30 protein-coding genes are annotated in these 26,486 nt (G+C 65.1%); 19 read left to right on the top strand and 11 right to left on the bottom strand.

The genetic code is table 11. The features are described from left to right. Positions 1-274: 274 nt before the first annotated feature. Positions 275-1,270, bottom strand: a complete 996-nt coding sequence (locus V5279_RS37685; protein ID WP_338691978.1) for a GlxA family transcriptional regulator — start codon at positions 1,268-1,270, stop codon at positions 275-277. Between the two features lie 64 nt (positions 1,271-1,334). On the opposite strand from V5279_RS37685, the gene V5279_RS37680 reads away from it, so the two are divergent. After that, entirely contained in the window at positions 1,335-2,048 is a 714-nt protein-coding gene (locus V5279_RS37680; RefSeq protein ID WP_338691977.1) for a DJ-1/PfpI family protein, read from the top strand. On the opposite strand, the gene V5279_RS37675 is transcribed toward V5279_RS37680, so the two are convergent. After that, entirely contained in the window at positions 2,045-2,524 is a 480-nt protein-coding gene (locus V5279_RS37675) for a hypothetical protein (RefSeq protein ID WP_338691976.1), read from the bottom strand. The genes V5279_RS37680 and V5279_RS37675 overlap by 4 nt on opposite strands. Before the next feature lie 245 nt (positions 2,525-2,769). Here V5279_RS37675 and V5279_RS37670 point away from each other — a divergent pair, with 245 nt between their 5' ends. The 5 genes from V5279_RS37670 to V5279_RS37650 all read left to right on the top strand — a co-directional run bounded on the left by V5279_RS37670 (position 2,770) and on the right by V5279_RS37650 (position 8,669). Next, positions 2,770-3,834 (top strand): amidohydrolase family protein, encoded by a 1,065-nt coding sequence (locus tag V5279_RS37670; RefSeq protein ID WP_338691975.1) that lies wholly within the window; start codon positions 2,770-2,772, stop codon positions 3,832-3,834. Positions 3,835-3,908: 74 nt separating this feature from the next. Then, on the top strand, positions 3,909-5,021 hold the full coding sequence (locus tag V5279_RS37665; protein WP_338691974.1) for an amidohydrolase family protein: 1,113 nt from the start codon (positions 3,909-3,911) through the stop codon (positions 5,019-5,021). A 244-nt stretch (positions 5,022-5,265) separates the two neighbouring features. Continuing rightward, positions 5,266-5,679, top strand: a complete 414-nt coding sequence (locus V5279_RS37660) for a Rieske (2Fe-2S) protein (RefSeq protein WP_338691973.1) — start codon at positions 5,266-5,268, stop codon at positions 5,677-5,679. A 235-nt stretch (positions 5,680-5,914) separates the two neighbouring features. Further along, a complete protein-coding gene (locus V5279_RS37655; protein ID WP_338701610.1) occupies positions 5,915-6,532 on the top strand; it encodes a glutathione S-transferase in 618 nt (205 codons plus the stop codon). 61 nt (positions 6,533-6,593) lie between these two features. After that, on the top strand, positions 6,594-8,669 hold the full coding sequence (locus tag V5279_RS37650) for a pyridoxamine 5'-phosphate oxidase family protein (RefSeq protein WP_338691972.1): 2,076 nt from the start codon (positions 6,594-6,596) through the stop codon (positions 8,667-8,669). Between the two features lie 49 nt (positions 8,670-8,718). On the opposite strand, the gene V5279_RS37645 is transcribed toward V5279_RS37650, so the two are convergent. Then, positions 8,719-9,075 carry a hypothetical protein gene (locus tag V5279_RS37645; RefSeq protein ID WP_338691971.1) on the bottom strand — a complete coding sequence of 119 codons (357 nt, stop codon included), beginning with the start codon at positions 9,073-9,075 and terminating at the stop codon, positions 8,719-8,721. 145 nt (positions 9,076-9,220) lie between these two features. After that, positions 9,221-9,796, bottom strand: a complete 576-nt coding sequence (locus V5279_RS37640; protein WP_338691970.1) for a TetR/AcrR family transcriptional regulator — start codon at positions 9,794-9,796, stop codon at positions 9,221-9,223. Positions 9,797-9,921: 125 nt separating this feature from the next. Here V5279_RS37640 and V5279_RS37635 point away from each other — a divergent pair, with 125 nt between their 5' ends. The 4 genes from V5279_RS37635 (at position 9,922) to V5279_RS37620 (ending at position 14,429) form a co-directional block, all read left to right on the top strand. Further along, positions 9,922-10,899 (top strand): zinc-dependent alcohol dehydrogenase family protein, encoded by a 978-nt coding sequence (locus V5279_RS37635; protein ID WP_338691969.1) that lies wholly within the window; start codon positions 9,922-9,924, stop codon positions 10,897-10,899. A 323-nt stretch (positions 10,900-11,222) separates the two neighbouring features. Next, positions 11,223-12,400 (top strand): IS3 family transposase gene (locus V5279_RS37630; protein WP_414645828.1). Its coding sequence is split into 2 segments (ribosomal slippage): positions 11,223-11,514 and positions 11,514-12,400, totalling 1,179 coding nucleotides; the frame shifts between segments, so codons are not numbered across the junction. Positions 12,401-12,778: 378 nt separating this feature from the next. Further along, entirely contained in the window at positions 12,779-13,591 is an 813-nt protein-coding gene (locus V5279_RS37625; protein ID WP_338691968.1) for a uridine kinase, read from the top strand. Between the two features lie 13 nt (positions 13,592-13,604). Then, positions 13,605-14,429: a molybdenum storage protein subunit alpha gene (locus V5279_RS37620; protein WP_338691967.1), complete on the top strand. Its 825-nt coding sequence runs from the start codon at positions 13,605-13,607 to the stop codon at positions 14,427-14,429. 59 nt (positions 14,430-14,488) lie between these two features. On the opposite strand, the gene V5279_RS37615 is transcribed toward V5279_RS37620, so the two are convergent. Next, entirely contained in the window at positions 14,489-14,872 is a 384-nt protein-coding gene (locus V5279_RS37615; protein ID WP_338691966.1) for a hypothetical protein, read from the bottom strand. 219 nt (positions 14,873-15,091) lie between these two features. On the opposite strand from V5279_RS37615, the gene V5279_RS37610 reads away from it, so the two are divergent. Next, the gene (locus tag V5279_RS37610; protein WP_338691965.1) at positions 15,092-15,463 is read left to right on the top strand and encodes a cupin domain-containing protein; all 372 of its coding nucleotides are present in this window, start codon (positions 15,092-15,094) and stop codon (positions 15,461-15,463) included. Positions 15,464-15,488: 25 nt separating this feature from the next. Here the strand turns inward: V5279_RS37610 and V5279_RS37605 are convergent, their stop codons facing one another. The 5 genes from V5279_RS37605 to V5279_RS37585 form a co-directional block, all read right to left on the bottom strand. Further along, positions 15,489-15,725 (bottom strand): hypothetical protein, encoded by a 237-nt coding sequence (locus V5279_RS37605; RefSeq protein ID WP_338691964.1) that lies wholly within the window; start codon positions 15,723-15,725, stop codon positions 15,489-15,491. Between the two features lie 90 nt (positions 15,726-15,815). Beyond that, entirely contained in the window at positions 15,816-15,980 is a 165-nt protein-coding gene (locus V5279_RS37600) for a hypothetical protein (RefSeq protein WP_166298851.1), read from the bottom strand. A gap of 42 nt (positions 15,981-16,022) precedes the next feature. After that, complete coding sequence (locus V5279_RS37595) at positions 16,023-17,141, bottom strand: acyl-CoA desaturase (RefSeq protein WP_338701608.1); 1,119 nt, start codon at positions 17,139-17,141, stop codon at positions 16,023-16,025. Between the two features lie 233 nt (positions 17,142-17,374). Next, the gene (locus tag V5279_RS37590) at positions 17,375-17,584 is read right to left on the bottom strand and encodes a cold-shock protein (RefSeq protein WP_029079350.1); all 210 of its coding nucleotides are present in this window, start codon (positions 17,582-17,584) and stop codon (positions 17,375-17,377) included. A gap of 318 nt (positions 17,585-17,902) precedes the next feature. After that, complete coding sequence (locus V5279_RS37585; protein WP_338691963.1) at positions 17,903-18,511, bottom strand: TetR/AcrR family transcriptional regulator; 609 nt, start codon at positions 18,509-18,511, stop codon at positions 17,903-17,905. Between the two features lie 112 nt (positions 18,512-18,623). On the opposite strand from V5279_RS37585, the gene V5279_RS37580 reads away from it, so the two are divergent. The 8 genes from V5279_RS37580 (at position 18,624) to V5279_RS37545 (ending at position 25,592) form a co-directional block, all read left to right on the top strand. Beyond that, positions 18,624-19,319: a PspA/IM30 family protein gene (locus tag V5279_RS37580; RefSeq protein WP_338691962.1), complete on the top strand. Its 696-nt coding sequence runs from the start codon at positions 18,624-18,626 to the stop codon at positions 19,317-19,319. A gap of 56 nt (positions 19,320-19,375) precedes the next feature. Further along, the gene (locus V5279_RS37575; protein WP_338691961.1) at positions 19,376-19,651 is read left to right on the top strand and encodes a YiaA/YiaB family inner membrane protein; all 276 of its coding nucleotides are present in this window, start codon (positions 19,376-19,378) and stop codon (positions 19,649-19,651) included. A gap of 410 nt (positions 19,652-20,061) precedes the next feature. Further along, entirely contained in the window at positions 20,062-21,117 is a 1,056-nt protein-coding gene (locus V5279_RS37570; RefSeq protein ID WP_338691960.1) for a hypothetical protein, read from the top strand. Next, positions 21,114-21,989, top strand: coding sequence for a ThiF family adenylyltransferase (locus tag V5279_RS37565; protein ID WP_338691959.1), 876 nt, complete (start codon positions 21,114-21,116; stop codon positions 21,987-21,989). The genes V5279_RS37570 and V5279_RS37565 overlap by 4 nt, the downstream gene beginning before the upstream one ends. Then, positions 21,986-23,185, top strand: a complete 1,200-nt coding sequence (locus V5279_RS37560) for a hypothetical protein (protein WP_338691958.1) — start codon at positions 21,986-21,988, stop codon at positions 23,183-23,185. Before V5279_RS37565 ends, V5279_RS37560 begins: the two co-directional genes overlap by 4 nt. Then, complete coding sequence (locus tag V5279_RS37555) at positions 23,182-24,303, top strand: GNAT family N-acetyltransferase (protein WP_338691957.1); 1,122 nt, start codon at positions 23,182-23,184, stop codon at positions 24,301-24,303. The genes V5279_RS37560 and V5279_RS37555 overlap by 4 nt, the downstream gene beginning before the upstream one ends. Then, positions 24,300-25,295 (top strand): hypothetical protein, encoded by a 996-nt coding sequence (locus V5279_RS37550; protein ID WP_338691956.1) that lies wholly within the window; start codon positions 24,300-24,302, stop codon positions 25,293-25,295. Before V5279_RS37555 ends, V5279_RS37550 begins: the two co-directional genes overlap by 4 nt. A gap of 90 nt (positions 25,296-25,385) precedes the next feature. Continuing rightward, entirely contained in the window at positions 25,386-25,592 is a 207-nt protein-coding gene (locus V5279_RS37545; RefSeq protein ID WP_029079341.1) for a hypothetical protein, read from the top strand. Positions 25,593-25,854: 262 nt separating this feature from the next. On the opposite strand, the gene V5279_RS37540 is transcribed toward V5279_RS37545, so the two are convergent. Next, positions 25,855-26,430: a DUF2478 domain-containing protein gene (locus tag V5279_RS37540; RefSeq protein WP_338691955.1), complete on the bottom strand. Its 576-nt coding sequence runs from the start codon at positions 26,428-26,430 to the stop codon at positions 25,855-25,857. Positions 26,431-26,486 lie beyond the last annotated feature (56 nt).

Below are 26,486 nucleotides of genomic sequence, written 5' to 3'. Positions count from 1 at the left end.
GCCGGCGCGCGTCTATGATCTCTGTACTGCAGGCCTGGACCAGTGCGTGATGAGGTTAGGTTGAAAAGCGGTCGCGACGGCGGTGCGCTCCCTCTCCCGCTTGCGGGGGAGGGTTGGGGTGGGGGCTCTCTCCACGAGTCACATCGTGGAGAGAGCCCCCACCCGGATCGCATCTTTGATGCGATCCGACCTCCCCCGCAAGCGGGAGAGGTGTAGCCAGTCTGCCGCGAGGCCGCTTCAACCTGACTTCACCTTACTCTACTCTAGCGTGACTCTAGCGCGCAAATCTGGCGCGGTAGTCCTGCGGTGTGGTGGACAGCAATCGCATAAAGCTGCGGCGCATCGTCTCCTCCGATCCGAAGCCGCAGCGCTGTGAAATCCGCTTGATCGGCAGGTGCGTCTCCGAGAGCAGATGCCTGGCGCCCTCGACCCGCAATCGCTCGATCGCGCGCGCCGGCGTCAACCCGGTCGCATCGGCATAGTGCCGGCTGAAGCTGCGTTCGCTCATGCCGGCCTGCCTGGCGAGCGTTGCAAGCGAGAGGTCTTCGGCCAGATGATTGCCGATCCAGTCATGCAGCGCGCTGAACCGGTCGTCGGTTGCTTGCAGGGACAATAGTTCGCTGAATTGAGCCTGCCCGCCCGGCCGCTTGAAGAACACCACGAGATAGCGCGCGACGGCGAGTGCCGTCGCGCGGCCGAGATCTTCCTCCACCAGCGCCAGCGCGAGGTCGATCCCCGACGTGACGCCCGCCGAGGTCCAGAACGATCCATCGCGCACGAAGATCGGATCGGGCTCGACCCGGACAGCGGGAAAGCGCTCGGCGAGTTCTGCGCAAAATTGCCAATGAGTCGCGGCGCGTCGACCGTCGAGGGCACCCGTTGCGGCGAGCAGGAACGCGCCGGTGCAGACCGACGCGGTGCGGCGCGCTTGCGTGGTGCGTCTGCGCACCCAGTCGACCAGCACGGCATCCGCCGTTGCGGCGTTGACGCCGTCGCCGCCCGGAATCACGAGCGTGTCGACGGCGGCATCGATCGCGGAAAGCGGATGCACCGCAACGCCGACACCGGCCGATGCTTCGATGGTGGGACCGTCCTTGCCGACAACGCGGACTTCATAGGGCTCGGCGTTGCCTGCCTTGGCCATCTGCGCGTTGACGGACGCGAACACCTGCAGCGGCCCGGTGACATCGAGCAGCTGCACCGCCGGGTACGCCAGCACTTCGATCAGGCGTCGGCCTTTTGGCGGAAAATGTGGGGGCTTTGGCGTCATCGCCGGAACGTGCCGCGCTAGATTCGCTTTGTCCATAGCGCAACGGAAGTTCGAGGGAAGTTCGATGATTGCTCACGATGTCCATCTCCGGATCGGATCGCTGTTGTTCGAAGGCGTCGATCAAATCGATTTGACCGGCCCGTTCGAGGTGCTGTCGCGGATTCCGAATTCGACCTACCGCATCTACGGCAAGACCGCTGAGCCGGTGCGCGACATCAAGGGATTGCGGCTGACGCCGGACGCCACGCTGGCCGACGCGCCGCCGCTCGATGTGCTGCATGTGCCTGGCGGATTCGGTCAGGAGGCGCTGATGGAGGACGGCGAGGTTCTCGACTGGATCCGCGCGCAGGCCGCGGGGGCATGCCGCATCTTTTCGGTCTGCACCGGGGCCCTGATCTGCGGAGCGGCCGGGCTTCTCAGGGGACGCAGGGCGACGACGCATTGGGCGTCGTTTCATCTGCTGCCGTTCTTCGGCGCTGTGCCCGTGAACGAGCGCGTGGTGGTGGACGGAAGCTATGTCTTCGCTGCCGGCGTCACCGCAGGCATCGACGGCGCATTGCGGCTGGCGGCCGAATTACGTGGCGACGATGCCGCGCGGGCGATCCAGCTCTACATGGCGTATGCGCCGGAGCCACCCTTCAACAGCGGCACGCCGGAGACTGCGCCGCCCGAAATCCTGCAGCAGACGCGCCAGGCGACACGCGCGATCACGGCGCAGCGGGAAGAGACCGCACGCCGTGTGGCTGCCAGGCTGGGTGTTGTCGTTGGAGAAAACTAATTCCCCGGCTCGAAGCTGCAGTCGGCGCCGCCGCCGGCCTTGTCCTTGATCACGGCGGGATCGAGCGTGCAGGACAGTTTTGACAGCGCCTCGTAGATCGTGCCGGCGGCGCCGTCGGGCGGCACGCCGGCGAGCGCAACGGTGGCGAAGATCGCGTTGGCTGCGCTTCCCTTCACGGTGTGGGTCTTGCTGCCGAAGGTCAGTTCGCAGGAGCGCGAGGTGATGTCGACATTGCTGGCGCGGCAGACCACCTTGTCTGCGGTGACGGTGATCTTCGTCGTGGCGGGGACATTGCTGTCGCCGTTGAAGAACGCGGCGACCGCGGCCTTCTCCGCAGGCAGCAGCGGCGAATAGGGCGCCACCACGCCTGCCAGCGCCAGCGCGACCGAGCCGGTAGTGGTCGCGGGCGCAGCCGCTGCGGCGGACGCGGCCAGCGACAATGAACATGCGAGGATAGTCAATCGGCCAAGTCTCATTCCAAGCCTCATTCCAGTCTCCTGTCGCTGCGCCTTCCGCGGCGCGGAATCGCTACCACGCCTTGCGGCCTCAATGGGTGACTCCATTCAGCGGCCATCCTGCAACTTCGTGTGAGGGACGGTGCGCGCACAGGGCAGGGCGGCCCCGCGCGGATCGGCTTGCGCGATCGCGCCATCGGCGGCACAGTCCCCTCTGCGGTAGCGATGCCGCCAACAATGAAGACAAAGATATTCCGAGGAGCGCCATGGTGGCCACGCGCATCGACTGCGACATCCATCCCGCGGTGGGGGGAACGCGCACCACGCTGCTGCCTTATCTCAGCGATCACTGGAAGGAACAGGTCGTCAGCCGCGCCATCGACGGGCTCGACCTCAATTCCTATCCGCCGTCGATGCCGCTGTCCGGCCGCGCCGACTGGCGGCCTTCCGACGGAAGCAAGCCTGGCAGCGATCTCGCCATGGTGCAGCGCGGCGCGTTCGACCAACTCGGCGCCAGCCATGCGATCTGCAACGTCGTCTATGGCGCGCAGGCGGTGTTCGATTCCTACATGGCGGCAGACTTCTGCAAGGCGATCAACGACTGGATCGCCGCCGAGTGGCTTGCCAGGGACACGCGGCTGCGCGCCTCGATCGTGGTGCCGATCCAGGCGCCGGACCTTGCGGTCGAGGAGATCGAGCGCAGGGCCGGCGATCATCGCTTCGTCTCCGTGCTGGTGCCCTCGCAAGGCGAGGCGCTGCTCGGGCGGCGGCATTACTGGCCGATCTATCAGGCCGCGGAGAAGTACAGATTGCCGATCGCAATCCACGCCGGCAGCGCCTACCGCGGCGCGCCGAGCTCGATCGGCTGGCCGTCCTATCGCTACGAATATTATCTCGCGGAAGCGCAGGCGTTCCAGGCGCAGGCGCTGAGCCTGATCTATGAGGGCGTGTTCGGGAAGTATCCCGGATTGACTGTGGTGCTGATGGAGTCGGGCGTCAGCTGGCTGCCGGCGTTCATGTGGCGGGCGAACAAGACCTGGCGCGGCGTGCGTGTCGAGGTGCCGTGGGTCGAGCGCGAGCCGGCCGCGATCATCCGCGACCATTTCCGCGTCACCATGCAGCCGTTCGACGGCCCGCCGGATGCCACCGGTGTCGCCGACGTCATCGACCAGATCGGCTCCGACAAGATGTTCCTGTTCGCATCCGACTATCCGCACTGGCAGTTCGACGGCGGCGATCCGATCCCGCGATATCTGCCTGACAGTATCGTCAAGCGGATGTGCGAGGATAATCCGCTGGAGACCTTTCCGCGCCTGAAGCTCGATTCCTAGTTCGCGCGCATGATCCGGAAAAGTGGGAACCGGTTTTCCGATAAGATCATGCGCCAAACAAAAACGAGGATCGCATGAGTGATGTCATCGACCGTCCGATGCTCGACCAGGAGACCACCGCCGCGACGCGGCTGAAGATCATCGATTGCGACATTCATCCGAGCATCCATGCGCACAGCGACCTCAACGAGTTCCTGCCAAAACGCTGGCAGCAGCATCTGAAGGAATATGGCAGCCATCTGCGCACGCCCTATATCGGCACCACGCCGTATCCGCGCTCCTCGCCGCTGATCGCGCGGCGCGATGCCTGGCCGCCGACCGGCGGCGTGCCCGGCTCCGATCTCGATTTCATGCGCAAGCAGCACCTCGATCCCTTCGACGTCGAGTTCGGGATTCTGCAGGTGCTAGACCTCTTCATCTTCTCGCAGCAGAATCTGGAATTCGGCGCCGCGATCCAGCGCGCCATCAACGACTGGCAGCTCGCCTTCTGGGCGCATCGCGATCCCAGGCTAAAGGCCTCGATCCTGGTCGGGCAGGATGGCTCCGACCTCGGCCTCGCCGAGATCGAGCGCTGCGCCAAGACCGGCGAATACATCCAGATCAACGTCTCGCCGCGGGCCAACGAGCCGCTCGGCCGCCGCCGCTACTGGCCGATCTATCAACGCGCGCAGGAGCTCGATCTGCCGCTCGGCATCCATGTCGGCGGCTATGGCGGGCACGCGCCGACCGGCGGCGGCTGGCCGTCCTATTATTGCGAGGAGCATCAGTCGAACGCGCACACGGTGGCCTCGAACCTCACGAGCCTTGTTCTGGAAGGCGTTCCGGAGCGCTTCCCAAAATTGAAGATCGTGTTCATCGAGGGCGGCTTCGGCTGGATTCCCGCGACGATGTGGCGGATGGACCAGCATTTCGAGCGCTTCCGCAGCGAGGTGCCGCACCTCAAGCGCAAGCCGAGCGAATATGTGAAGGAGCATTTCTGGTTCACGACCCAGCCGATCGACGAGCCCGATGACGCCAGGCATCTGCGTCAGCTGATCGAATGGGTCGGGATCGACCGGCTGCTGTTCTCGTCGGACTATCCGCACTGGGACTATGACGACGCGCGCTACGCGTTCAAGACGCCGCTGACGGAGGCCGAGCGACGCAAGATCTTCAACAGCAACGCCCGCGCGGTCTACAAGTTTTAAGACAAGATGACTGTGCTTCGAACCGAGCGGCGGACTCCGCTTCACCTCGCCCCGCGCGCGGGGAGAGGTCGGAATGCATCGTTAGATGCATTCCGGGTGAGGGGGAGCCTCCGCGAATACAACTACCACCGTATGCGCGGAGACGGCCCCTCACCCCAACCCTCTCCCCGTAAGAACGGGGCGAGGGAGCGCAGTGCCGTCGCGGTCGCTATTCGACCTAATCTCATCACGCTTTAGGATTCAGATGACCCGCCACATCGTCGCGCGCACCAGCGAAATTCCCGCCGGCGGAAACAAAGTGTTCGGCCTTGAGGGCCGCGATATCGTCGTGTTCCACGTCAATGGCGAGTTCTTCGCGTTGCTCAATCGCTGCCCGCACGAGGGCGCGCCGCTGGAGAAGGCGGCCTGCGTCGCGCGGCTGACCTCGCCCGAGCCCGGCATCTATCAGCGCGACCGCGTCGGCGAGATGCTGCGCTGTCCTTGGCACGGCTGGGAATTCGACATGCGCAACGGCCAGTCCTGGTTCGATCCGAAACGGTTCAAGATCCGCTCCTATCCGATCGCGGTCGAAAGCGGCGCGGAGTTGCAGAAGGGGCCGTACGTCGCCGAGACGTTCCCGGTGCACATCGAAGACAATTACGTGATCGTCGAGGTGTAAGGGCCGCCGCCACGAAACCGTCACGCCCGGCGTTGTGCCGGGCATCCACGTCTTTGCTTGGTTGATGGAAAAGACGTGGGTGGCCGGGACGAGCCCGGCCATGACGAGAAATGAGATAGTTGCACTATTTGCAATAATGAAGTGCCGTTGTCGGAGATTATAATGTGACGTGCAATGGGCCACCTTGAGGACGCGGTCGGGAATGGATCCCGTCCACGACATCAGGAACGGCATCATGAAGCTCTATCACTTTGCTCTTTCCGGCCACGCGCATCGCGCCCGCCTGTTCATCTCCCTGCTGGGCATTCCGCACGAGCTGGTCGAGGTCGACCTCAAGTCCGCCGCGCAGAAGACGCCGGAATTCCTCGCGCTCAATCCGTTCGGCCAGGTGCCGGTGCTGGACGATGACGGCACCATCATTGCCGATTCCAACGCGATCCTGGTCTACCTCGCGACCAAGCTCGGCCGCACCGATTGGCTGCCGCAGGATGCGAAGAGTGCGGCCGCCGTGCAGCGCTGGCTGTCGGTCGCCGCCGGCGATCTCGCGTTCGGACCTGCTGCGGCGCGGCTCATCACCGTGTTTGGTGCCAAGCATAATCCGGACGACGTGATCGCCCGCGCCCACCTCCTGCTGAAGCGGCTCGAGGCGCATCTCGCGGGTCGCGACTGGCTGGTCGGCACGGGGCCGACGATCGCCGATGTCGCGCTCTACAGCTATCTGTCGAGCGCGCCCGAGGGCAATGTCGATCTCTCCGCCTACTCGCGTGTAAACGCGCTGCTGCGCCGGATCGAGGCGCTGCCGGGCTTCGTGCCGTTCGCCAAGACCCGCGTCGGTCTGGCTACGGCAGCGTAACGTGCCGACCGGGCGCGCCTTCGGGCGCGCCCGTCCAACCCCCGAAGGGGAGGGCTGTGAGATGAGCGACAGGCGAACCAAGAGCAAGCTGGCCACCTGGCACGCCGGCGAAAAGGCGATCCAGCAGAGGGTTGGCGTAGCCGAGAAGATGGAGGCCGTCGGCCAACGCGCGGTGCGCGACTTCATGCCCGACCAGCACCGCGACTTCTTCGCGCAAATCCCCTTCATCGTCGTCGGCAGCGTCGACCGCAGCGGCGACGCATGGGCCTCGCTGCTCGCCGGCCGGCCCGGCTTCATTTCGTCGCCGACGCCACACAGCCTCGAGATCGATGCGCGGCCCGACCCCAGCGATCCCGTCAGCGAGGGCATGCGCGACGGCGATGCGATCGGATTGCTGGGGATCGAGTTGCACACGCGGCGCCGCAACCGTGCGAATGGGTTGCTTGGTGAATCGTCGGGCAAGGTGCTCAACTTCGAACTCGATCAGAGCTTCGGCAATTGTCCGCAGTACATCCAGCTGCGCGATTTCCGCTTCGTGCGCGAGCCGAATCAGCCGTTCACCGGGGAGATCGAGCGGAGCGCGACGCTCGATCAGGCCGCGCGCGACATGATCAAGGCGGCCGACACGTTCTTCGTGGCGTCTTATGCCGAACGCGAGGACCGCCGCCAGGTCGACGTCTCGCATCGCGGCGGCAAAGCGGGCTTCGTCCGGGTTGGCGACGACGGCACGCTGACGATTCCTGATTTCGCCGGCAATCTGTTCTTCAACACGCTCGGCAACATCCACCTCAACGGCAAGGCCGGGCTGGTGTTTGCCGATTTCGAAACCGGCGACCTGCTGCAACTGAGCGGTGACGCCGAGGTGATCCTGGACTCGCCGGAGGTCGCGGCGTTCCAGGGCGCCGAACGGCTGTGGAGCTTCCGCGCCCGCCGTGTGGTGCGCCGGCGCGGCGCGCTGCCGCTGCGCTGGGCGTTCCGGGCGGACGGCTGGTCGCCGAATGCGTTGATGACCGGCAACTGGGCGCAGGCCGCCGACCGCATCCGCGCGGCCGAGCTTGCGACGCAATGGCGTCCGTTCAAGGTGACTGACATCGTCGACGAGAGCCGCTCGATCCGCTCGTTTCATTTGCAGCCGGATGACGGGGCAGGGTTGCTTCCGCACGCGGCGGGGCAGCATCTGCCGATCCGCCTCTCGATCCCCGGGACGGACAAGCCCGTCATCCGCACCTACACGGTCTCGGTCGCGCCGTCCGACGGCAAGTACCGCATCAGCGTGAAGCGCGACGGCCTGGTGTCGCAGCATCTCCACGACCACATCCATGTCGGCGACATCATCGAAGCGGGCGCGCCGAGCGGCGGCTTCACGATCGATGCGCGCGAGAAGCGGCCCGCGGTGCTGCTCGCCGGCGGCGTCGGCATCACGCCGATGCTCGCGATGCTGCGCCACGTGGTCTACGAGGGCCTGCGCACCCGCGGCATCCGGCCGACCTTCCTGTTCCAGGCCGCGCACACGAAGCAGGATCGTGCGTTCGGCGACGAATTGCGGCAACTGGCTGAGGCCGCCGGTGGTTCCGTCCGCATCATCCGCGTGCTCGGCGACGTCGATGGCGCCGAACAGGGTGCCGACTATGACGCCGCCGGGCGGATCGACATGGCGCTGCTGTCGCGCGTCCTGCCGTTCAACGACTATGACTTCTATCTGTGTGGGCCGCCGCAGTTCACGCAGTCACTCTATGACGCCCTGCGCGGCTACAACATTGCCGACGACAGGATTCGCGCTGAGGCGTTCGGTCCGTCGTCGCTGGTGCGGAAGCCGGACGTGGTCACGGCCGCACCACCGCGCCGGCCGCCCGCGACCATGCCGGTCCCGGTGGTCTTCACCGCATCGCTGAAGGAGGCGCGCTGGACGCCGGAGTCGGGAACGCTGCTCGAACTGGCGGAAGAGCGCGGTCTCAGCCCCGTGTTCAGTTGCCGCGAAGGCAATTGCGGAACGTGCCGAACCCGATTGCTGGCAGGCGCGGTGACTTATGTGAAGGAGCCCACCGCCGAGGTGGCCGATGACGAGGTGCTGATCTGTTGCGCCGTGCCGGCGCAGCCGGACGCCGAGGGCGAGGGCCGGATCCAGCTCGATCTCTGACCGGCCGCGTTCGCCGACCACTCGGCCCGCGCAGGGCCATCGCGATTGCTCAGCCCATGCTGCCCGGCATGAAGCAGCGCGGTCGCGGGTGACCATCCAGATAATACGGCCAGACCATGGTGCGGCCGGCGCGGTTCGGTCCGGATACGACGGCGTCCTCGGGAACGTCGACCCACTCGCCCTCGAGGCGCACGCGGTAGTGACCGTCCTTGGTGTCCCAATCGGCATCATCGACGCGCCGCGCGTCACTGCCGTCGCAGCAGGGTCCCTTGCCGCTTTGCAAGCTCTCATACCAGGCGTTCAGCTCGGGACGCTGGTGATCATGGGCTTGAGCCGGACCGAACGCCGGCGTCGCCAGCAGCGCGGTGAATAAAACGAGCGTCGCACGCAAAAACGGTTTGTTCATCTGATCCCCAAATCCGAAAAGCCCGTGTCAGCCAATCCGGAAATGGTCATCGAGAATTTTACATCAATAAGATGATGAGTGTCATATATTCACATTCATGCGAGGGCGCGGCGTGCCCCGGGGCCAGCCCGGATGCCGGCAAAAGTCAGGCGAGCAGGCCCATCACCTGGTCGATCACGGCCTTCACCTGCCTCGAATCCGGCCTCTGATGCGCGAGCGCCAGCAGGCCGGCATGCACCACCATGATGGTGTGCGCGGTGACGTCGGGGTCAAAACCCTTCCTGAACTGGGCGCGATCGGCGCGCAGCCGCGTGCGCAACAGCTCTTCGAGCCGCCTGTTGTAGCGCTCGATGCTCTTGCGGACCTCGGCCTGATCGAGCGAGCCGTCGGTCGCGGAATTGATCGACAGGCAGCCGTGTTGTCCCTTCTCGCCCGAGCAATAGGGGATGAACCCGGTGAGCCACTGCCCGACGACTTCGCGCGCGGGCCCCGGCTGCGCCAGGGTGCGCTCGGCCCAGCCCAGAATGCCATCGTGGTAACGATCGAGCACCTTCAGGAATAGCGCGCTCTTGTCGCCGAAAGCCGCGTAGAGGCTGGGCTTGGCGATGCCGCTCGCCGCCGTGATCTCGTCGAGTGAGGTTGCCTGAAACCCCTTCTGCCAGAACACCTGACGGGCGATTTCCAGGACATCGTCCGGATCGAAGCTGCGCGGCCTTGCCATACCGCTGTTTTATGTACTCCCGCGTCGGATGTGAAGCCTTCACCTTGCTGTGAGGGCAGTCCGAGCCATTGACGCGAGCCTCATTATGTACTTATTGGTACATAACGAAATCGGGAGATGGTGCCATGAAGGCGGTTCAGGTTGTTGCGTTCGGACGTCCTGCTGATGTGGTCAAGCTCAACGAGGTGGCTGACGTCGGCGGCCCCGGCCCCGACGAGGTGGTGGTCGCCGTCGAGGCGGCGCCGATCAACAACTCGGATTTCATGATCATGGCGGGGCGCTACGGCTATCTGCCGTCGCCGCCGGCCACGCTCGGGATCGAGGGCGTCGGGCGGGTGATCGCGGCGGGGCCGCAGGTGAAGAACCTCAGGGCGGGCGACCGCACGCTGATTCCGTTCACGGTCCCGACCTGGACCGAACGCGTCAAGTTCACGGCGTCGTGGCAGCGCCCGCTGCCCGAAAGCGCTGATGTGCAGCAGCTCTCGATGATCGGGGTCAATCCGGCGACCGCCTATCTGCTGCTGACCGACTTCGTCAAAGTCGCGCGCGGCGGCTGGGTGATCCAGAACGGCGCCAACTCGGCGACCGCGCGCGCGGTGATCGGTATCGCCAAGTCGCTCGGCCTCAAGACGGTCAACGTCGTGCGGCGCGAAGAGGTCGTGGATGAAGTCAAGGCGATCGGCGGCGATATCGTGCTGGTCGATGGACCCGATCTCGCCAAGCGCGTCGCCAGGGAGACCGGCAAGGCGCCGATCCAGCTCGCGCTCGACGTCGTCGGCGGCACGTCGGCCTTGAACCTGATGAATTGCCTCGCGCCGAAGGGCGTGCTGGTCATCTACAGCGCGATGAGCGGACAGCCGTTCTCAGGTTCGGCCCTGAGCGTGATCTTCAATGAGGTGTCGGTGCGCGGCTTCTGGCTCGGACATTGGGGCAAGACCGCAACCGACGAGGCATTGGCCACGATGTACGATCATCTGGTGCCGATGGTCGCATCCGGCGCGATCAGCGCGCCGGTCGTCGGGACCTACGGCCTCGAGGGATTTTCGGAAGCGATCGCCAAGGCCGCGGCGTTCAAGGGTAAGGTGATCTTCACGCCCAACTAGGACGTGATGAGATTAGGTTGGATAGCAACCACGAAGACGCTGCGCTCCCTCTCCCCGTTCTTAACGGGGAGAGGGTTGGGGTGAGGGGCCGTCTCCGCGTATTCGGCGATAGCTGCGCTTGCGGAGGCTCCCCCTCACCCGGAACGCATCTAACGATGCGTTCCGACCTCTCCCCGCACGCGGGGCGAGGTGGAGTCCGTTGCTCGATTTGAAGTAAACTCATCTTGCCCTAGCACTTCGCCGTTGATTGGACGCTGTCGGCTGAACCTCCTCCGAATTGATGGACACCTGTAGTAGGCTCGAAGAGCCAGGAGAGGTGTTGGATGGAAGGACGTCAGCGTAGGTCGTTTACGGACGACTATAAGCGGCAAGCGGTCGATCTGGTCGCTTCGAGTGGCCGCTCGATCGGATCGGTGGCCAAGGAACTTGGCCTGCGCGATTCAGTTTTGCGGCGCTGGGTGGAACTACGTGGAACTGGGCGAGAGCCGACGGCTGCGGCGCGGCGCCCCACAACGCAAGCGACGCTGCCGTCGGCGGACCACGCGGCGGAGATCGCTCGTCTGCAGCGAGAGAACGAGCGGCTGCGCATGGAGCGCGACATTTTAAAAAAGTCGATCGCGATCTTTGCTGGGGGGCCGAAATGAGATTCCGCTTCATCGAAGATCGCCGCGCCGACTATCCTGTGACGATCCTGTGCGACGTGCTCGGTGTCTCGCCGGCCGGCTATTATGCTTGGCGCTCCCGGCCGGAGAGCCAGCGATCGGTCGCCAACCGTGAGCTTGTCGACGACATCAAGCGCGTCCATCGCGAGACAAACGGACGCTACGGCAGCCCGCGTATCCATGTCGAATTGAAGGCCCAGGGCCGCGGGGCGAGCCGTGGCCGCATCGAGCGGCTGATGCGCCATCACGGTATCAGGGCCATCATGGCACGGCCTCGCCGGGTGCGGACGACCGATAGCCGTCATGACCTCCCGATCGCGGCGAACCTGCTCGAGCGCAACTTCACCGCCACTGCGCCGAACCGGATCTGGCTCGCCGATATCACCTACATCGAGACCGATCAGGGTTGGCTCTATCTGGCCACCGTCATGGATTTGTACAGCCGCAGGATCGTCGGCTGGGCGATGGCGGATCATTTGCGTGCCGAGCTGCCGCTGGCAGCCTTGCGGATGGCCGTCTCAGCGCAGCGGCCTGGCGCCGGTCTGATCCATCATTCCGATCGCGGCGTCCAATACGCATCGGCGGAATACCGCAAGGTCGTGCAATCTGCCGGCTTGAGGGCATCGATGAGCCGCAAGGCCGACTGCTATGACAATGCTCCAATGGAGAGCTTCTTTCACACGCTCAAAATCGAGCTCGTCTACCACACTCACTATGCAACACGCGCAGAGGCCACACGTGATATCTTTGCTTACATTGAAGGCTTCTACAATCGAACTCGTCGTCACTCCGCCATCGGCTATGTCAGTCCGATCGAGATGGAGCTAAAAGCAGCTTAACCTTGTCCATTTTTTCGGGGGAAGATCAGGCACCCCGGTGTAGACATGTCGCATGACGGCGCAAGCCAACTTCGAAGCGATTGCCGGGGAGGTCATTGCCTCCCTGAACAATCATTCCCAGATCCCGACATTCTCCTCGCGGCCTGGCGGCATCACGCTTGGCCGGCGGCATTCCCCTCGAAGACATCACCGTTCGGTTTGGCTGACCGCGCGTCGCGCCAGGCGGGGATGGTCATGTGATTATCTAAGCTTAGCACGTCAGCGCCACGACCGCCGGGGTGCGCCATCATTGCCATTGCATCTTGAGACCCGGCCGGCTTACCGCTACCAGTGCAATTCGGAAGCGATGCCAGGCGCATCGGAAAAGGAACGTTTCTCATGGCAAACACGACGGCAGAGCTTGAAGGGCTCCTGATGCAGCGGTCGCTGACAGATCCGCAGCTTTTGGCGGCGGCGGAAGCGGCGTCGGATTTCCGGATCCTGCCGGATGCGACCGTGATCAAGATCGGCGGCCAGAGCGTCATCGACCGCGGCCGCGCCGCCGTCTATCCGCTGGTCGACGAGATCGTCGCGGCCCGCAAGGCCCACAAGCTCCTGATCGGGACCGGCGCGGGCACCCGCGCCCGGCATCTCTATTCGATCGCGGCCGGGCTTCGCCTGCCGGCCGGCGTGCTGTCGCAACTCGGCGCCTCGGTCGCCGATCAGAACGCCGTGATGCTGGGGCAGCTGCTTGCCAAGCACGGCATCTCCGCGGTCAGCGGCGCCGGGCTATCGGCCGTGCCGCTCTATCTCGCCGAGGTGAATGCGGTGATCTTCAGCGGCATGCCGCCTTATGGCTTGTGGATGCGCCCCGCACCCGAAGGCATGATCCCGCCGTACCGCACCGACGCCGGATGCTTCCTGGTCGCCGAGCAGTTCGGCTGCAAGGCGATGATCTATGTGAAGGACGAGAACGGCCTCTATACCGCGAACCCCAAGACCTCGAAGGGCGCCACCTTCATTCCGAAAATCTCGGTCGCGGAGATGAAGGCGAAGGGATTGCAGGATTCGATCCTCGAATTCCCGGTGCTCGATCTGCTCGCCGCCGCACGCCATGTCCGCGAGGTGCAGGTCGTCAATGGCCTTGTCCCCGGCAATCTCACCCGCGCGCTCGCGGGCGAGCATGTCGGCACCATCATCACCGCGAGCTGAGAGAGACACGACCATGGATGATACCACCAAGCACGTCGCCTCGCCGCTCGCGCGCCAGACCCTGCTCGACAGCGATCTTACCCGTCCCGTTGCCGGCGGACGCCCTATACCCCTGCTGCCCTGGGTGCAGGTGGTGAAGATCGGCGGCCGCTCGATCATGGATCGCGGCCATGAAGCGATCCTGCCGATCGTCGACGAGCTGCGCTCGCTGTTGCCGGAGCACCGCCTCTTGATCCTGACCGGCGCCGGCATCCGCGCCCGCCACCTCTACAGCGTCGGCCTCGACCTCGGTCTGCCGGTCGGCTCGCTCGCGCCGCTCGCGGCGAGCGAGGCCGGCCAGAACGGTCATATCCTGGCCTGCCTGCTCGCGCCGGAAGGCGTCTCCTATATCGAGCACCCGACCATCGCGAGCCAGCTTGCGATCCACCTCTCCGCGGCCCGCGCGGTGGTGGGCAGCGGCTTTCCGCCCTATCACCATCACGAATTTCCGGACTCGCGCATCCCGCTGCATCGGGCCGACACCGGTGCATTCCTGCTCGCCGATGCGCTCGGCGCGGCCGGTCTCACCATCGTCGAGGACGTCGACGGCGTGTATACCGATGATCCGAACGGTCCCGACGGCAAGAAGGCGCAGCTGCTGCGCGAGACCAGCGTCGCCGATCTTGCCAAGCTGAAGGGCACGCTGCCGTTCGATCCCGCGCTGCTCGAGGTGATGAAGAACGCCCGCCATATCGAGCGCGTGCAGGTCGTGAACGGCCTCGTTCCCGGCCGGCTCACCGCGGCACTGCGCGGCCAGCATGTCGGGTCGATCATCCGCACCGGCGCGCGTCCGGCCTGACGCCCGTTCATCAAGGAATCTGTCGCGCGCCGTGCTTGTTCGGCGCGCGAAGGGGGCAATTACTTGATCGTCGCGCGCACGGTGATGACCGAGGTGCCTGAAGTCTTCGGTCCTTGACCCGTTGCCTTGATGGCAAAGGTGTCGCTGCCCTTGTACTTGGCCTTCGCCCTGTATTCGAAGGTCAATGCGTTGATCTTCTTCAACTTGCCGTAGGTCGGCTTTTGCGAGATCGCGGAGTCCGTCACCGTGCCGCGGATCCCGATCGGGATCAGGCAGCTTTGGCCTGACGCGACGTCGATATCGCCGGTCGAGTTCTCGCCCCAATCCGCCAATGTGACCGACATCGAGCATTCGGATACGGCTTGCGCCGCAAACGCCGGCATGACACTTGATGCTGCAATGCTGAGCGCCAGGGCGGCGATCCCCGGCAACCGCGTCGTCACGATGCTCATTCCCATGCAAGGCCCACTGCTGAAGGTTTCTTCGGTGCAAGAATCCTGCAACGTCGGAGCGAGGGTGGCAAGGCCTTCGGCCATTCTGTGTTGCTCGGGAGCCGACGTGCTGAACCGTCGCTCCGACATCTTGTTGCCGTGGTGAGGCGCCCTCATGGTCATCGCGACTTGATCGGGGGGACGGCTCACGTGACGAGAAAAGGGATTCCAATGGCTGATGGCAAGGACGGTCAGGCAAACGCCCAACGGACCGGGTTTGCCGGGGTGACGCGCAAGACCCTTGAGCGTCTCGCTTTGCCCGGCGATGATCGCGAGCTCGTCGTTGCCGAGGTGACCTATCCGCCCGGCGGGGTCGCGCCGCTGCACCGGCATCCGGTTGGGGGAATTATCTTCATCGTCGAAGGTGTCGCCGAGTCCGCCTATGGCAGTGAGGCTCCGCGCCGGTATCGGGCAGGCGAGACCTTGCAGGATCGCCCCGACCTTCCGCACACGCTGTTTCGCAACTGCGACCCGGAACGTCCGCTGCGCTTTCTGACGATCTACGCGCTCGAACCCGGGCGCGCCTACACGATGGAGCCGTGAGGCTCAGGCGTTTCCCACGGGCTGTTCAGATCATCACGAGCTTGATCTGGCCGCCTTCGATGGTTCCCGCCGCAAGGGCGTCGCGAGCCATCTTTTCGATGGTCGGCCAATTCGTGAGCAGATACTTGTGCGCCTGCATCCTCGTTGGGAATGTGGTTTGCAGGATGCAGTCTTGCCGCGCGTTTCCGTTCGCGATCTGAAAAGACACCGCTTGGGGTCCCTCATTGATCTCTTGTTCGGTCGGCTTGGGAAATTTGCGCATACTACTCCTTCGCGAAAATCTTCGCGCTCGTCGCCAATGGAGTACGGTCGTATCCCGGGCCGGGCGATCCGGTCGGGTGGCGGGCGAGGGTTAGTCGTCAGCCGTCCCGGCCGCGATCTTTTTGGCCTTTGCCGGGCGCCGCTGCGGCACCTGGTCGGGGCTCGGCGTGTTGCGCACAGCCTCGGTCAGCATCTCGCGCAATTCAGCCTTGGTCTTGGGTGGTTCTCGCTTGCTCGGCTTTTGCCAGTTGGTCATTGACCCTATATGGGATGCCCGAGGCAAAATGCTACCGTCCGCTCAAGGTTTCGGATTTACGGCGGCCACCGGAGGCGGAACGGCCAGAAGAAAACAAACCGATTCCACCAGGAGTTCATGGGCACGGTCGACGATATCGTCCAGCGATGGCGTCTTCGCGAACATGGCCTGGGCTTCAGCCAGCAACTGGTCACGCGTTGGCATGCTGGGCAGATGCAGGTCGGCACGATGCTGCAACAGGAAAAGCGCGTCCCGCACCGACATTCCGGTCTCATGGACCGACGATTTGATCGCCAGCGCGATGTATTCGGGATTAAAGCGACCCGCGAGTTGCTCGGCCGTTCGCTTGATCACACGTGATCCCAGGCGCTGCTCGTTGCGGAGAACCAGCGCGGGCGGCGCCTTCAGATCCCAGACAACGCCGAGCCAGGACAAGGCCACCAGAACATAATAGGTCACGTCAATCTCCCACCAGCGGAAGCCTTGCCGCGCACTGCTTTGGTAGGCGTGATGATTGTTGTGCCAACCCTCACCCATCGTAATCAGGGCCAGCAGCCAGTTGTTGCGGGAGTCGTCGCCCGTCACATACCGCTTGCCTCCGTGAACATGTGCGAGGGAGTTGATGCAGAACGTGGCGTGATACACCAGCACGGTGCTCCAGAGGAAACCGACCACGAGCCCCGGCCATCCGCCAATGAGGAAGCACAGGCCCGCGACCACGACCGCTGGCAAAACCTCGAATCTGTGCAACCACATCAGCTCTGGATACGCGGCAAAATCCGAGATTTTCGTCAGATCGGTTGCGTCGTGCTGTCGATAGAAGATCCAGCCGAGATGACTGTACACGAGGCCCGTGTGCAGAGGGGAATGCACATCCTGCTCGGTGTCGGAATGGAGATGGTGATGCCGATGTTTCGCAGCCCACCAAAGCACGCTTTTTTGGGCGCTGCTTTGGGCAAGGAAGGCAAGGATGAATTGAAAGGCCCGGCTTGTTGAGTAAGCGCGATGCGAGAAGTACCGATGATAGCCCGCCGTGATCGCAAACATGCGCAGCCAATAGAGAACAACGCAGATTGTAATCGCTTGCCATGAGATGCCCGACCAGATCGCCGCCAGACACCCTGCGTGGACCAGCAGGAACGGGAGGACCTGCGGGTACATGATGTCGTCGTGTTGCGACACTGGATCGATATTGGTGGACACGCTCGCGACCTCGATTGCTTCAATGTGCGGGCCGTCTCGCCAGCGGACGGCTCAGGTCCTGGTCTTGGCGGGCATTGCGCGCGGTGCGATAAAGAGAAGCCCGCGGCTGGGTGACCAGTCGCGGGGTCGCGAAACCAGAGGCTCTGCCAGTACATCCGTGGTCAAAGCAGCATGGCGCCGATTGCGGCAGCTTACGCGGCGCGCAGATTGTCCGCAGCAGATTTGCCAGTCCGGCGGTCTGCAACGACTTCAAAAGAAACCTTCTGCCCCTCGTTGAGGGTGCTCATGCCGGCGCGTTCAACGGCGCTGATATGAACGAAAACATCCTGGCCTCCCTGGTCCGGCTGAATGAAGCCGAAACCCTTTTGGCTGTTAAACCACTTCACAGTTCCCGTATTCATGGGAGTTCGTCCTTCAATAGATGCGCGTTTGCGCGTTTTCTTCACGCGAACCGGTAGCCACTTCGCTCGAAAACGCTCTAGTTCGAAGTTTTGGGGGGAGGGTCGTCAGTCAGGCGCGCTATCAGCGGCGAGGCCAAGTCGTTCGGCCGAAACTCCATCTGAGGTAAATGGCTACTATCCGATCATTCCGCAAGTGGTTTCTGCCGTCCTGACCTCAATCGCTACGTCGCCCTTGCTCCTGGGGCAACAGCTGAAATCCACGTCTCCCTGCGGCAAGTCGTCTGCTTGACCGCACAGCGGGGGCATCGGGCGGGTGCGCTACTCCTTCTTCGCCGTCAGCCCGTCGACCATCGCGCGTGTCAGGGTGCCGATCTCGCTGCGCAGCGCGCCGATCGGCACCGCAATCAGCTTATGCTCCAGCCCGAGCGCGACCATGCCGTGCACCGCGGAGAACAGGCTGCGCGCGGTGACGCTGAGCTGCGCCGGCGAGCGCTGCGGGAACAGTGCGGCGAGCGGCTTGTAGATGTGGCGGAATAATTCCATCTGCTCCGTGATGGCCCATTCCGGCACCAGCTTGCCGGGTTGCATGCGGTGCTCGAACAGCGCCCGCCACAATTCGAGATTGTCGGCGGCGAAGTCGCAATAGGCCACCGCGATGCGCACCAGCATCTCGCGCGGCGCCGCCGCCCCGCCGATCTCGGCCAGCGACAGCGAGGCGTCGAGCCGGGCGAGCGTGCGCGAGCCGACGCGCAGGATCAGCTCGTCGACATCCTCGACCAGATTGTAGACGCCGCCGTTGGCGACACCGATTTCCTGGGCCAGTTCGCGCGTTTTCAGGCCGCCGAGACCCTTTGTCGCAATCGCCCGTTCCGCCGCCTCGATCAGCGCTTCCCGCAGTTTCGCACGTCGTTCCAATGCTTTGGACATGTTTTACCCGCCGTTAACCACATGCTTGAGCGACGCTCAAATAATACTTGAGCAATGCTCAGTATGTGGTACAAGAGATTCATGAGCGATGCTCATAACAGGGAGTGACCAAATGTTCAAAACTGTTTTGACACTTTTCCGCGGCAGCGTGGCGGTCGCCGAAGAGGAACTGCAAGACCGGACCGCGCTGGTCATCCTCGACCAGCAGATGCGCGATGCGGCCGCCGCCGTCGACCGCTCGAAGCGGACCTTGGCACTGGCGATCGCCGGCGACCAGCAGGAGGGCCGGCGGCTTGACGCCACCAATGCCCGCATCGCCGATCTCGAGGTGCGCGCGTCAGCGGCGCTCGAGGGCGGCCGGGAAGACCTCGCCCGCGAAGCCGCGCAGGCGATCGCCAACCTCGAAGCCGAACGCGATGCCGCGATGACCGCGCGCACCCTGTTCGCCACCGAGATCACACGGCTGAAGCGTCACGTCGGCAGCGCCGAGGCGCGGATCGCCGAGCTCGATCGCGGCCGGCGCCTCGCCCGCGCCTCGGAGGCGGTGCGCTCGCTGCGCCGGAGCGGCATCGAGGCGGCGCGCCCCTACGAATCGACGCTGCCGGAAGCGGAAGCCACGCTGAAGCGGCTGCGCGAGCGGCAGATCGAGATCCAGGCGGCTGACGACGCGCTGTTCGAAATCGATACCGCCTCGGGACCGCTTGTCGTCGCCGAGAGGCTCGCCGAGCAGGGCTTTGGCCCGCGCATGAAATCGACTGCCGACGACGTGCTGGCGCGGCTGAAAGCCAAGCGCCCGCCCCAAATCTGAAACCTCGAGCCTGAAACCAAGCCAACTTCAAACCAATTATCATCAAGGAGACGACCATGAACCCGACCATCCAACCCCACAGCGGCGCCTGGGTCACCTTCACCTACGCGTCCTTCGCAGGCTCCGCCTTCCTCGTCGGCATCGGCGTGTTCTTCCTGCCGATCGATCTCTGGATGAAGGGCTATCTGACGATGGGCATCGTGATGCTGATCCAGACCTGCGTGACGATGACCAAGACCGTGCGCGACAATTACGAGAGCAGCAAGTTCGTCAACCGCATCGAGGACGCCAAGGCCGAGCGCCTGCTGATGGAAGTCTCCAAGGCAGCGTGAGCCGGAGCAGGACGGAAGCGGCGGGTGTCTTTCACCCGCCGCTTTTGCCTCAGACGCTTTGCGCCGATCGGGCGCCAGACCTGGTAGTCCCGTCATCCTGAGGTGCGAGCGGAGCGAGCCTCGAAGGATGCACGGCCACCACCCGGGCCGTCGACCCTTCGAGACGCGCGTTCCGCGCTCCTCCAGCGACAACGGCAAAGCCGTTGCGCGGGGGTGACAGTGAAGGAGCGAGCGCCGTTGCAGCAACGAGCTTCACTCGTCGCGATGACGACGAGACAGGCCGCCACCCGTTGCGGTCAACTCGTTCCGTTTCCGGAACGGCTTGTTTACCCTGCGGCCAACAGCGGCAGGTTGCGCTCATGGCTCTTTAACAAGCCTGAGTGCAGAGATCGCGCCCGAGGGACAGAGAAATGGCGTCCACGGATGATCCGACCCCGGCCTCGCGCGGCGGCAGGGGCTTTGCGAAGGCGCGCGCGGCCTTTGACGGCCTGCGCAGCCATGCCGGCTTTTGGTTGAAGGCGTTGTCGCAGCCGACCATCGATCTCACCTTGCGCACCCAGGCCGGCCAGCGCACCCGCATCGTCGAATCGCCCGGCGTGTCGCTGCCGAAGGACGAGCTCGACGCACTGGTCGCGCAGCTGCGCATCGTTGCCGCCAAGACGCTGCCCGAGGAGAGCCTGACCTACGGCATCTTTTCCGGCGAGCCGGAGCGGCTGTCGCGCGCCGTCGTCACCCTGATCTCCGAGGAGGACAGCGGGCGGCCGATCGCCTTCAACGCGCTGTCGGTGATGGACGTGCCGCTCGACGGCGAACCCGCTGAAGTCACCCATCTCGGCCTCGTCATGGTCGATCCCGATGTGCGCGGGCAGGGGCTGTCCTGGGTGCTTTACGGCCTGACCGCGCTGGTGCTGTTCGCCCGCGACGGGCTGCGGCCGAAATGGATTTCCAACGTCACCCAGGTGCCGGCGGTGGTCGGCATGGTCAGCGACACGTTCTCGGACGTGTTCCCGTCGCCGCAGCCGGGCGCGCGGCAGAGCTTTGCGCATCTGCAGCTGGCGCGCGGCATCATGGCACGGCATCGCGCGGTATTCGGCGTCGGCGAGGAGGCCGGCTTCGACGAGGCGCGCTCGGTCATCACCAATGCCTATACCGGCGGCTCGGACGCGCTGAAGAAGACCTTCGAGATCGCAGCGAAACATCGCGACGCCGTCTACAACGAATTTTGCGCGCGCGAGCTGGATTACGGCCGCGGCGACGATGTGCTGCAGCTCGGCCGCGTCGATCTTGCCGGCGCGCGCCGTTACCTGATGCGCGAGGTGCCGTCGGGCTCGCTGCCGGCGCTGCTCGCGGCGTCCGCGATGCTGGCGCTGCAGCGCCTGGTGCTGCCGGTGGTCTATTGGCTGGACGACAGCCGCGCCTTCGGCACGCTGCGGCCGCGCAGGCAGGAGAGCGGGGGGGCACGATGAATTTCGACTATTATTCCTTCACCGGCCGCAACATCGGCTTCATCGACGAGCACGAGCAGCAGCTGCTGCGCCAGGCGCGGGTGTTCGTCTGCGGCGTCGGCGGCATGGGTGGCGCGGCCTTCATGGCGCTGGCGCGCGCCGGCGTCGGCAAGTTCGTGATCGCCGACATCGACCGCTTCGAGGTCTCCAACCTCAACCGCCAGGTGTTCGCTTTCGCCGACGAGGTCGGACGCGAGAAGGCGGCGGTCGCCGCCGAAGCCGCCAAACGCATCAACCCGACCATCGAGATCGAGGTGCTCGGCGAGAACTGGACCGATGAGCTCGCCGGGATCGCCGCGCGTTGCCCTGTGATCGTCAACGGCATGGACGACATCGCCGCCGGCGTGCATCTGTACCGGACCGCGAAAGCCGCTGATGCAACCGTGATCGACGCCTATATGTCGCCGCTGCCGTCGGTGATCGTGGTGCGGCCGCACGATCCGAGGCCCGAGGAACGCCTCGGCTATCCGACGACGGGCAAGGACTGGACCGATATCACCGAGGACGACCGCCGCGCCGCGATGCGTGCCGAGATCGAGCACGTGATGCTGCACTCCTCGTCGCGCAACTATGTCGACCTCGCCATTGCCGGCGAAGTCGCAGCCGGCCGCCGCAGCCGGATGTCGTTCGCGCCGATGGTGATCTCGACCGGCATGCTGATGGCCTATGAGGCGGTGGCGCTGATCCTGGGCCGCACCTCCGGCACCGATTGCCGCGGCTGGTTCCTCAATCCGCACCGGCCTGCGATCGAGCGGCCGCGCAATGCGCTGGTTGCCGCCCTGATGCGCCCGCTGGTGCGCCGGGCGATCGAGCAATTGACGGGCAGCACATGACCTCGGGGGCGATTGCCGATTCCATCGTCAATCTCTGCGGCGCCATCGGCCTTGCGGTGGCGATGATGACGTTCTACCGGCGCGATCCAAGGAGCCCGCTGACCCGCCGCCTGCTGCTTGCGCTCGGCGTGATCGCGATCCTGTTCCTCGACCGCGGCCTTGCGTGGTGGACCGGAAGCCGCCTGCTCGACCGCCTCTCGGTGATCCCGGCCGCACTGATCCCGCTCGGCGCCCTGATCGTCACCGAAGGCATCCTGCGGCGCCACGCGCCGCGCGCAGTCAAGATCGCAGCGCTCGGCGGCGGCATCCTGCTCGGCCTCGGCGGCCTGTTCGGGCTGCAGCGCTTCGCGATGCCTTACGCGATCACGCTTGCGCTGTTTCAGCTGCTTGCTTTCGCCACCTGCGCGCTGCTGCTGGCGACGCGCGATCGCGCATCGTTGATGGCCTCGGAAAACCGCAGCATCGGCCGCATGGCGGTCGGCGCGCTGGTCGTGATCCCGTTCATCCTGACCGACTTCCGCACGCTGTTCCCGGACATTCCAGTCCGGCTCGGCGCGCTGGGTGCGCTGCTCACCGTGACCGTGATGCTGATCGCCGGCGGCGGCGCCGAGACCCGCCGCCATGGGCTAGCGATGATGGCGCTGCGGCTGATCTCTTCGGGCCTGCTGGGCCTCGCCGCCGCCTTCATGGCGCCCGACGTCGACGCCGCGCAGATCGTCCGGTTCGTCGCGGTCGCGATTGCCGGCGTGCTGACCATCGGGCTGATGACGGACGCGTTGCGCGCGCTGTTCGAATCGCAGGAGCCCGGCGTGCTCAACTCGGTGGCGGCGTCGCCGGCGCAGACAAGGGAGCAGTTGATCGCCGAGCTCGCGCGGCATCCGATCTTCGAAAGCGCGCGGCACTTTCGCGAGAGCGAGCTCGGGATCTACGATCCGCCGCTGCTGCGCGATTTCCTGTCGGAAAGGCGCGTGCTGCGCCGGTCCGATGCGCCGTGGGGGCTGGCGGCGGTTGATCCTGCGGCCGAACGCATGGTCTCGCTGATGACGGCCAACAGCGCCTCCCATGTCATCGTGCTCGCGCATGATCCGCTCGACTTGATCGTGCTCGCCGTGCCGGTGACCGCGGCCGATCCTGCCACCGAAACCGCGCTGGCGCTGGTGCGGCGGCTGTTGGCGTTGACCCCGGAGGCCAAATGACGCTCGAGATCAGGGAGGGTGACCGCAAAGCGGCATTCGACGCGGCGCTCAATGCCTATGGACCCGACAGCCTCTACGTGCCGCCGCTGTGGAGCGATTTCGAGCGGATGTTCGATCCCGCGAAGAATCCGTTCGTCACCGAAGGCCACGGCCGCTACGCGCTGTTCTCCGCGCATCGCGACGGACGGCCGGTCGGCCGCATCGCCGCCTCGATTCATGACGCCTCCAACCGCAAGCACGGCACCCGCCGTGGTGCATTCGGCTTCTTCGATTGCATCGACGAGCCGGAGGTGGCCGACGCGCTGCTGCGCGCCGCCGAGCAATGGCTGTCCGCGCGCGGCATGAGCCGCGTCGCCGGCAATTTCAATCTGACGGCGATGCAACAGATCGGCGTGATGACCGACGGATTCGACCATGCACCATTCGCCGACATGATGTGGTCGCCGCCGCATATCGCGCGCCACCTCGAACGCGCCGGCTATGCCGCCACCTTCCCGATGACGACGTTCGAGATCGCGCTCGACGGCGGCAAGCCGGAGCAATTGCTCGGCGACAGGCAGCGCGCGGTGCTTGCCGACAAGGACTTCGTCTGGCAACCGATCAGGCGTTCCGCCTTCAAGGCGCGGCTGGAGGACGCCCGCCTCATCCTCAATGACGGCTTTGCCGACAACCCGATGTTCGTGCCGCCGACCGCGGCCGAATATCTGTTCCAGGCCGGCGACATGATGTGGATCATCGACAAGCGGATTTCGACCGTGGTCTATCACCGCGGCCGGCCCGCCGGCGCGATCATCGCGATCCCCGATCTCAATCCGTTGATCAAGGCGATCGGCGGCCGGATCGGGCTATCAGCGCTGTTCAGGTTCGTGCAGCACCGCATCATGAACACGCGCGCCGTGCTGATCTATCAGTCGGTCTGCCGCGACCTGCACAATCGCGGTCTCAACGGCGCGATGCTCTATCGCACGGCGCTGGCGTTGCAGGAGGCCGGCTACCGCACGCTCGGCGGCACCTGGATCGCCGATATCAACGGTCCGTCGCTGCGCCAGGTCGAGAAGGTCGGCGCCCAGCCGCTGCACCGGCTGCATCTGTTCTCCAAACGGCTGGCGGCGGCATGAGCGAGCTGACGCCGGATCTGTTGCGCGAGCTGGTCGCGGAGGCGCGGCTGGCGCCGAGCGTCCACAATATCCAGCCGACGCGCTGGCGGCTGCTTGCCGACGGGCGGCTGGCGCTGGTCGACGACGTCAGCGTACGCGCGCCGGTCGCCGACCCCGCGGGGCACGACGTGCTGGTATCGCACGGCGCGGCGCTCGAAGGCATGAGCCTCGCGCTCAACCGCCGCGGCCTTGCCATCACCGGTATGACGACGATCGAGCAGCCGCTGTCGCCGCAATTTACCGCGCTCTGCAGCTTTGCGGTCCGGCAGGGCGTTGCGCCCGATCCGCTAGCCGGCCATGTGACGCACCGCATGTCGTGGCGCGGCAGGTTCGTAGGGGCGCCTGATGATGCGGCGACGCTGGCGCAGCTTGCCGCCGCGCGCGACGACGTGATCTGCATTGGGGATCGCCAGGTGATCGCTGATATCGCCGGCTGGGCCGACCAGGCCGAGTTCTCCTTTGTCCGCGACGACGACTACCGCGGCGAGCTGCTCGCATGGATGCGGCTGTCGCCGAGCCATCCGCATTACCTGCTGGACGGTCTCAACCGCGACGCGCTCGCCATGAATGCGGTCGAGGCGACCGCAGCCCGCTTCGTGCTTGGCGGCCTGTTCAGGCCGCTTGATCGTCTCGGCATCGCCGCATCGCTGCTCGCCGACCGCGCCAAGACCGCGTCGGCATCGGCGATCGTTCTGTTCTGCCGCCCGGTCGGTGAGGATCCACTCACGACGGGACGGCATTTCTATCGGATCTGGCTGGAGATCGATCGCGCCGGGTTCGCGGCGTGCCCGATCTCGGCGCTATCAGACCATCCTGACTTCAACGATCGGCTGCGAAAACTCGGCAAGGTTGGCGGCGATCTGCGCCTCGTCAATGTGTTCCGCGTCGGTCGGCCGCCGAAACCGCTGAAACCTCGGCATTTTCGCCTGCCGGTCGACCGTCTCATCGTCTAGCATTGCCGAAAATTAGCTGCGATACCCGCTGTCAAAGCTTCATCGGGTCGTGCTATGACGCCGCCCGCTAACCAATGACCGGTGGGTATGATGTCGAAGCAATCGCTGCGCGAGGAGGCCGAGCGCCTGATCCGCGAGACCATGGAAAAGCGGAACCTCGTCATCAAGCAGGGCACGACCCGGATCGAGGCCGTTTGCGGCAAATGCGGTGCGCCGAACCGGGTGCAGGCGGAAAAGGGCCAGTCCCGCGTCAAGTTCGCCTGCAAGGAGTGCGGCCACAAGCAGGAGACGCTGTGAACGCGGCCGTGATCTGTAGGGTGGGTTAGCTAACCCATCCTCCGATTCCGTTGTCCCGTCATCCCCGCGCAAAGGCTTCGCCTTTGTCGCTGGAGGTGCGAGCGGAGCGAGCCTCGAAGGATGCACGGCCCGGCCGGTGGCCGTCGATCCTTCGAGACGCGCGCAAGAGCGCGCTCCTCCAGCGACAAAGGCGAAGCCTTTGCGCGGGGATGACGGTGACAGTGCGGAGATTGGGTTACGCCTACGGTTCACCCACCCGAAGTTACTTGAACGCTTCGCACACCGTGATGTGATCCGGCGCGACCCGGGCCGCGGTCCGCAGCGAGACGTTGCGCCACCAGGCGTCGAGCGCGTGGCGGTCGCAGGCAAGCTTCACGCTCATGCCGCGGGCGAACTTGACCCAGTCGGCAAAGCTCGAGCGCGACACCGCGATCACGACGGGAATGTCGGCGTCGAGCGCGCGCTCGATCAGGAAGCCGAGGCCCTTGCCGTCACGTTCCCGCTTGCCGAAGCGGTTGACGATGACGAGATCGGCGCCGGCCGAAAGCGCGTCGGCGACCCGGAGGCCGGCATCCTGCAGCCGCGACAGATCGAGCTTGCAGCCGCTGGCACCAGGGCTCGTGGTACTTGGGCTCGGCGGCTGCGCCAGCAGCAGCGTCTCGCCGCTATGGACCAGCACGGCCGACAGGCTGGCGTCAGCGCATTGGCCGGTCTGCACCATGCCGACCACGCGCGCGCCCTGCGCCTTCAGATGACAGGCGAAGTCGCGCAGGATGGCATCGGGATCGTCGTGCTCGTCATAGACCAGGGCAGCAAGATCGCATTGGGCGTCGAACATGATGGGCTCTGTTCGTTGTGGACGGGGAAGGCGGCCGCGGCGCCAGGGCGTCGCGG

It is taken from the genome of Bradyrhizobium sp. 26S5 (assembly GCF_036923295.1).
In the GTDB taxonomy this organism is placed as follows: domain Bacteria; phylum Pseudomonadota; class Alphaproteobacteria; order Rhizobiales; family Xanthobacteraceae; genus Bradyrhizobium; species Bradyrhizobium septentrionale.
Note: the sequence above shows the minus strand (reverse complement) of the source record. Positions and strands in the feature narration are given on the sequence as shown.

What these genes read in the sequence shown, in the direction of transcription:
- V5279_RS37685 (WP_338691978.1), bottom strand. Translation starts at nt 1,270, where the DNA reads ATGACGCCAAAGCCCCCACATTTTCCGCCAAAAGGCCGACGCCTGATC.
- V5279_RS37680 (WP_338691977.1), top strand. Translation starts at nt 1,335, where the DNA reads ATGATTGCTCACGATGTCCATCTCCGGATCGGATCGCTGTTGTTCGAA.
- V5279_RS37675 (WP_338691976.1), bottom strand. Translation starts at nt 2,524, where the DNA reads ATGAGACTTGGCCGATTGACTATCCTCGCATGTTCATTGTCGCTGGCC.
- V5279_RS37670 (WP_338691975.1), top strand. Translation starts at nt 2,770, where the DNA reads ATGGTGGCCACGCGCATCGACTGCGACATCCATCCCGCGGTGGGGGGA.
- V5279_RS37665 (WP_338691974.1), top strand. Translation starts at nt 3,909, where the DNA reads ATGAGTGATGTCATCGACCGTCCGATGCTCGACCAGGAGACCACCGCC.
- V5279_RS37660 (WP_338691973.1), top strand. Translation starts at nt 5,266, where the DNA reads ATGACCCGCCACATCGTCGCGCGCACCAGCGAAATTCCCGCCGGCGGA.
- V5279_RS37655 (WP_338701610.1), top strand. Translation starts at nt 5,915, where the DNA reads ATGAAGCTCTATCACTTTGCTCTTTCCGGCCACGCGCATCGCGCCCGC.
- V5279_RS37650 (WP_338691972.1), top strand. Translation starts at nt 6,594, where the DNA reads ATGAGCGACAGGCGAACCAAGAGCAAGCTGGCCACCTGGCACGCCGGC.
- V5279_RS37645 (WP_338691971.1), bottom strand. Translation starts at nt 9,075, where the DNA reads ATGAACAAACCGTTTTTGCGTGCGACGCTCGTTTTATTCACCGCGCTG.
- V5279_RS37640 (WP_338691970.1), bottom strand. Translation starts at nt 9,796, where the DNA reads ATGGCAAGGCCGCGCAGCTTCGATCCGGACGATGTCCTGGAAATCGCC.
- V5279_RS37635 (WP_338691969.1), top strand. Translation starts at nt 9,922, where the DNA reads ATGAAGGCGGTTCAGGTTGTTGCGTTCGGACGTCCTGCTGATGTGGTC.
- V5279_RS37625 (WP_338691968.1), top strand. Translation starts at nt 12,779, where the DNA reads ATGGCAAACACGACGGCAGAGCTTGAAGGGCTCCTGATGCAGCGGTCG.
- V5279_RS37620 (WP_338691967.1), top strand. Translation starts at nt 13,605, where the DNA reads ATGGATGATACCACCAAGCACGTCGCCTCGCCGCTCGCGCGCCAGACC.
- V5279_RS37610 (WP_338691965.1), top strand. Translation starts at nt 15,092, where the DNA reads ATGGCTGATGGCAAGGACGGTCAGGCAAACGCCCAACGGACCGGGTTT.
- V5279_RS37605 (WP_338691964.1), bottom strand. Translation starts at nt 15,725, where the DNA reads ATGCGCAAATTTCCCAAGCCGACCGAACAAGAGATCAATGAGGGACCC.
- V5279_RS37600 (WP_166298851.1), bottom strand. Translation starts at nt 15,980, where the DNA reads ATGACCAACTGGCAAAAGCCGAGCAAGCGAGAACCACCCAAGACCAAG.
- V5279_RS37595 (WP_338701608.1), bottom strand. Translation starts at nt 17,141, where the DNA reads ATGTACCCGCAGGTCCTCCCGTTCCTGCTGGTCCACGCAGGGTGTCTG.
- V5279_RS37590 (WP_029079350.1), bottom strand. Translation starts at nt 17,584, where the DNA reads ATGAATACGGGAACTGTGAAGTGGTTTAACAGCCAAAAGGGTTTCGGC.
- V5279_RS37585 (WP_338691963.1), bottom strand. Translation starts at nt 18,511, where the DNA reads ATGTCCAAAGCATTGGAACGACGTGCGAAACTGCGGGAAGCGCTGATC.
- V5279_RS37580 (WP_338691962.1), top strand. Translation starts at nt 18,624, where the DNA reads ATGTTCAAAACTGTTTTGACACTTTTCCGCGGCAGCGTGGCGGTCGCC.
- V5279_RS37575 (WP_338691961.1), top strand. Translation starts at nt 19,376, where the DNA reads ATGAACCCGACCATCCAACCCCACAGCGGCGCCTGGGTCACCTTCACC.
- V5279_RS37570 (WP_338691960.1), top strand. Translation starts at nt 20,062, where the DNA reads ATGGCGTCCACGGATGATCCGACCCCGGCCTCGCGCGGCGGCAGGGGC.
- V5279_RS37565 (WP_338691959.1), top strand. Translation starts at nt 21,114, where the DNA reads ATGAATTTCGACTATTATTCCTTCACCGGCCGCAACATCGGCTTCATC.
- V5279_RS37560 (WP_338691958.1), top strand. Translation starts at nt 21,986, where the DNA reads ATGACCTCGGGGGCGATTGCCGATTCCATCGTCAATCTCTGCGGCGCC.
- V5279_RS37555 (WP_338691957.1), top strand. Translation starts at nt 23,182, where the DNA reads ATGACGCTCGAGATCAGGGAGGGTGACCGCAAAGCGGCATTCGACGCG.
- V5279_RS37550 (WP_338691956.1), top strand. Translation starts at nt 24,300, where the DNA reads ATGAGCGAGCTGACGCCGGATCTGTTGCGCGAGCTGGTCGCGGAGGCG.
- V5279_RS37545 (WP_029079341.1), top strand. Translation starts at nt 25,386, where the DNA reads ATGTCGAAGCAATCGCTGCGCGAGGAGGCCGAGCGCCTGATCCGCGAG.
- V5279_RS37540 (WP_338691955.1), bottom strand. Translation starts at nt 26,430, where the DNA reads ATGTTCGACGCCCAATGCGATCTTGCTGCCCTGGTCTATGACGAGCAC.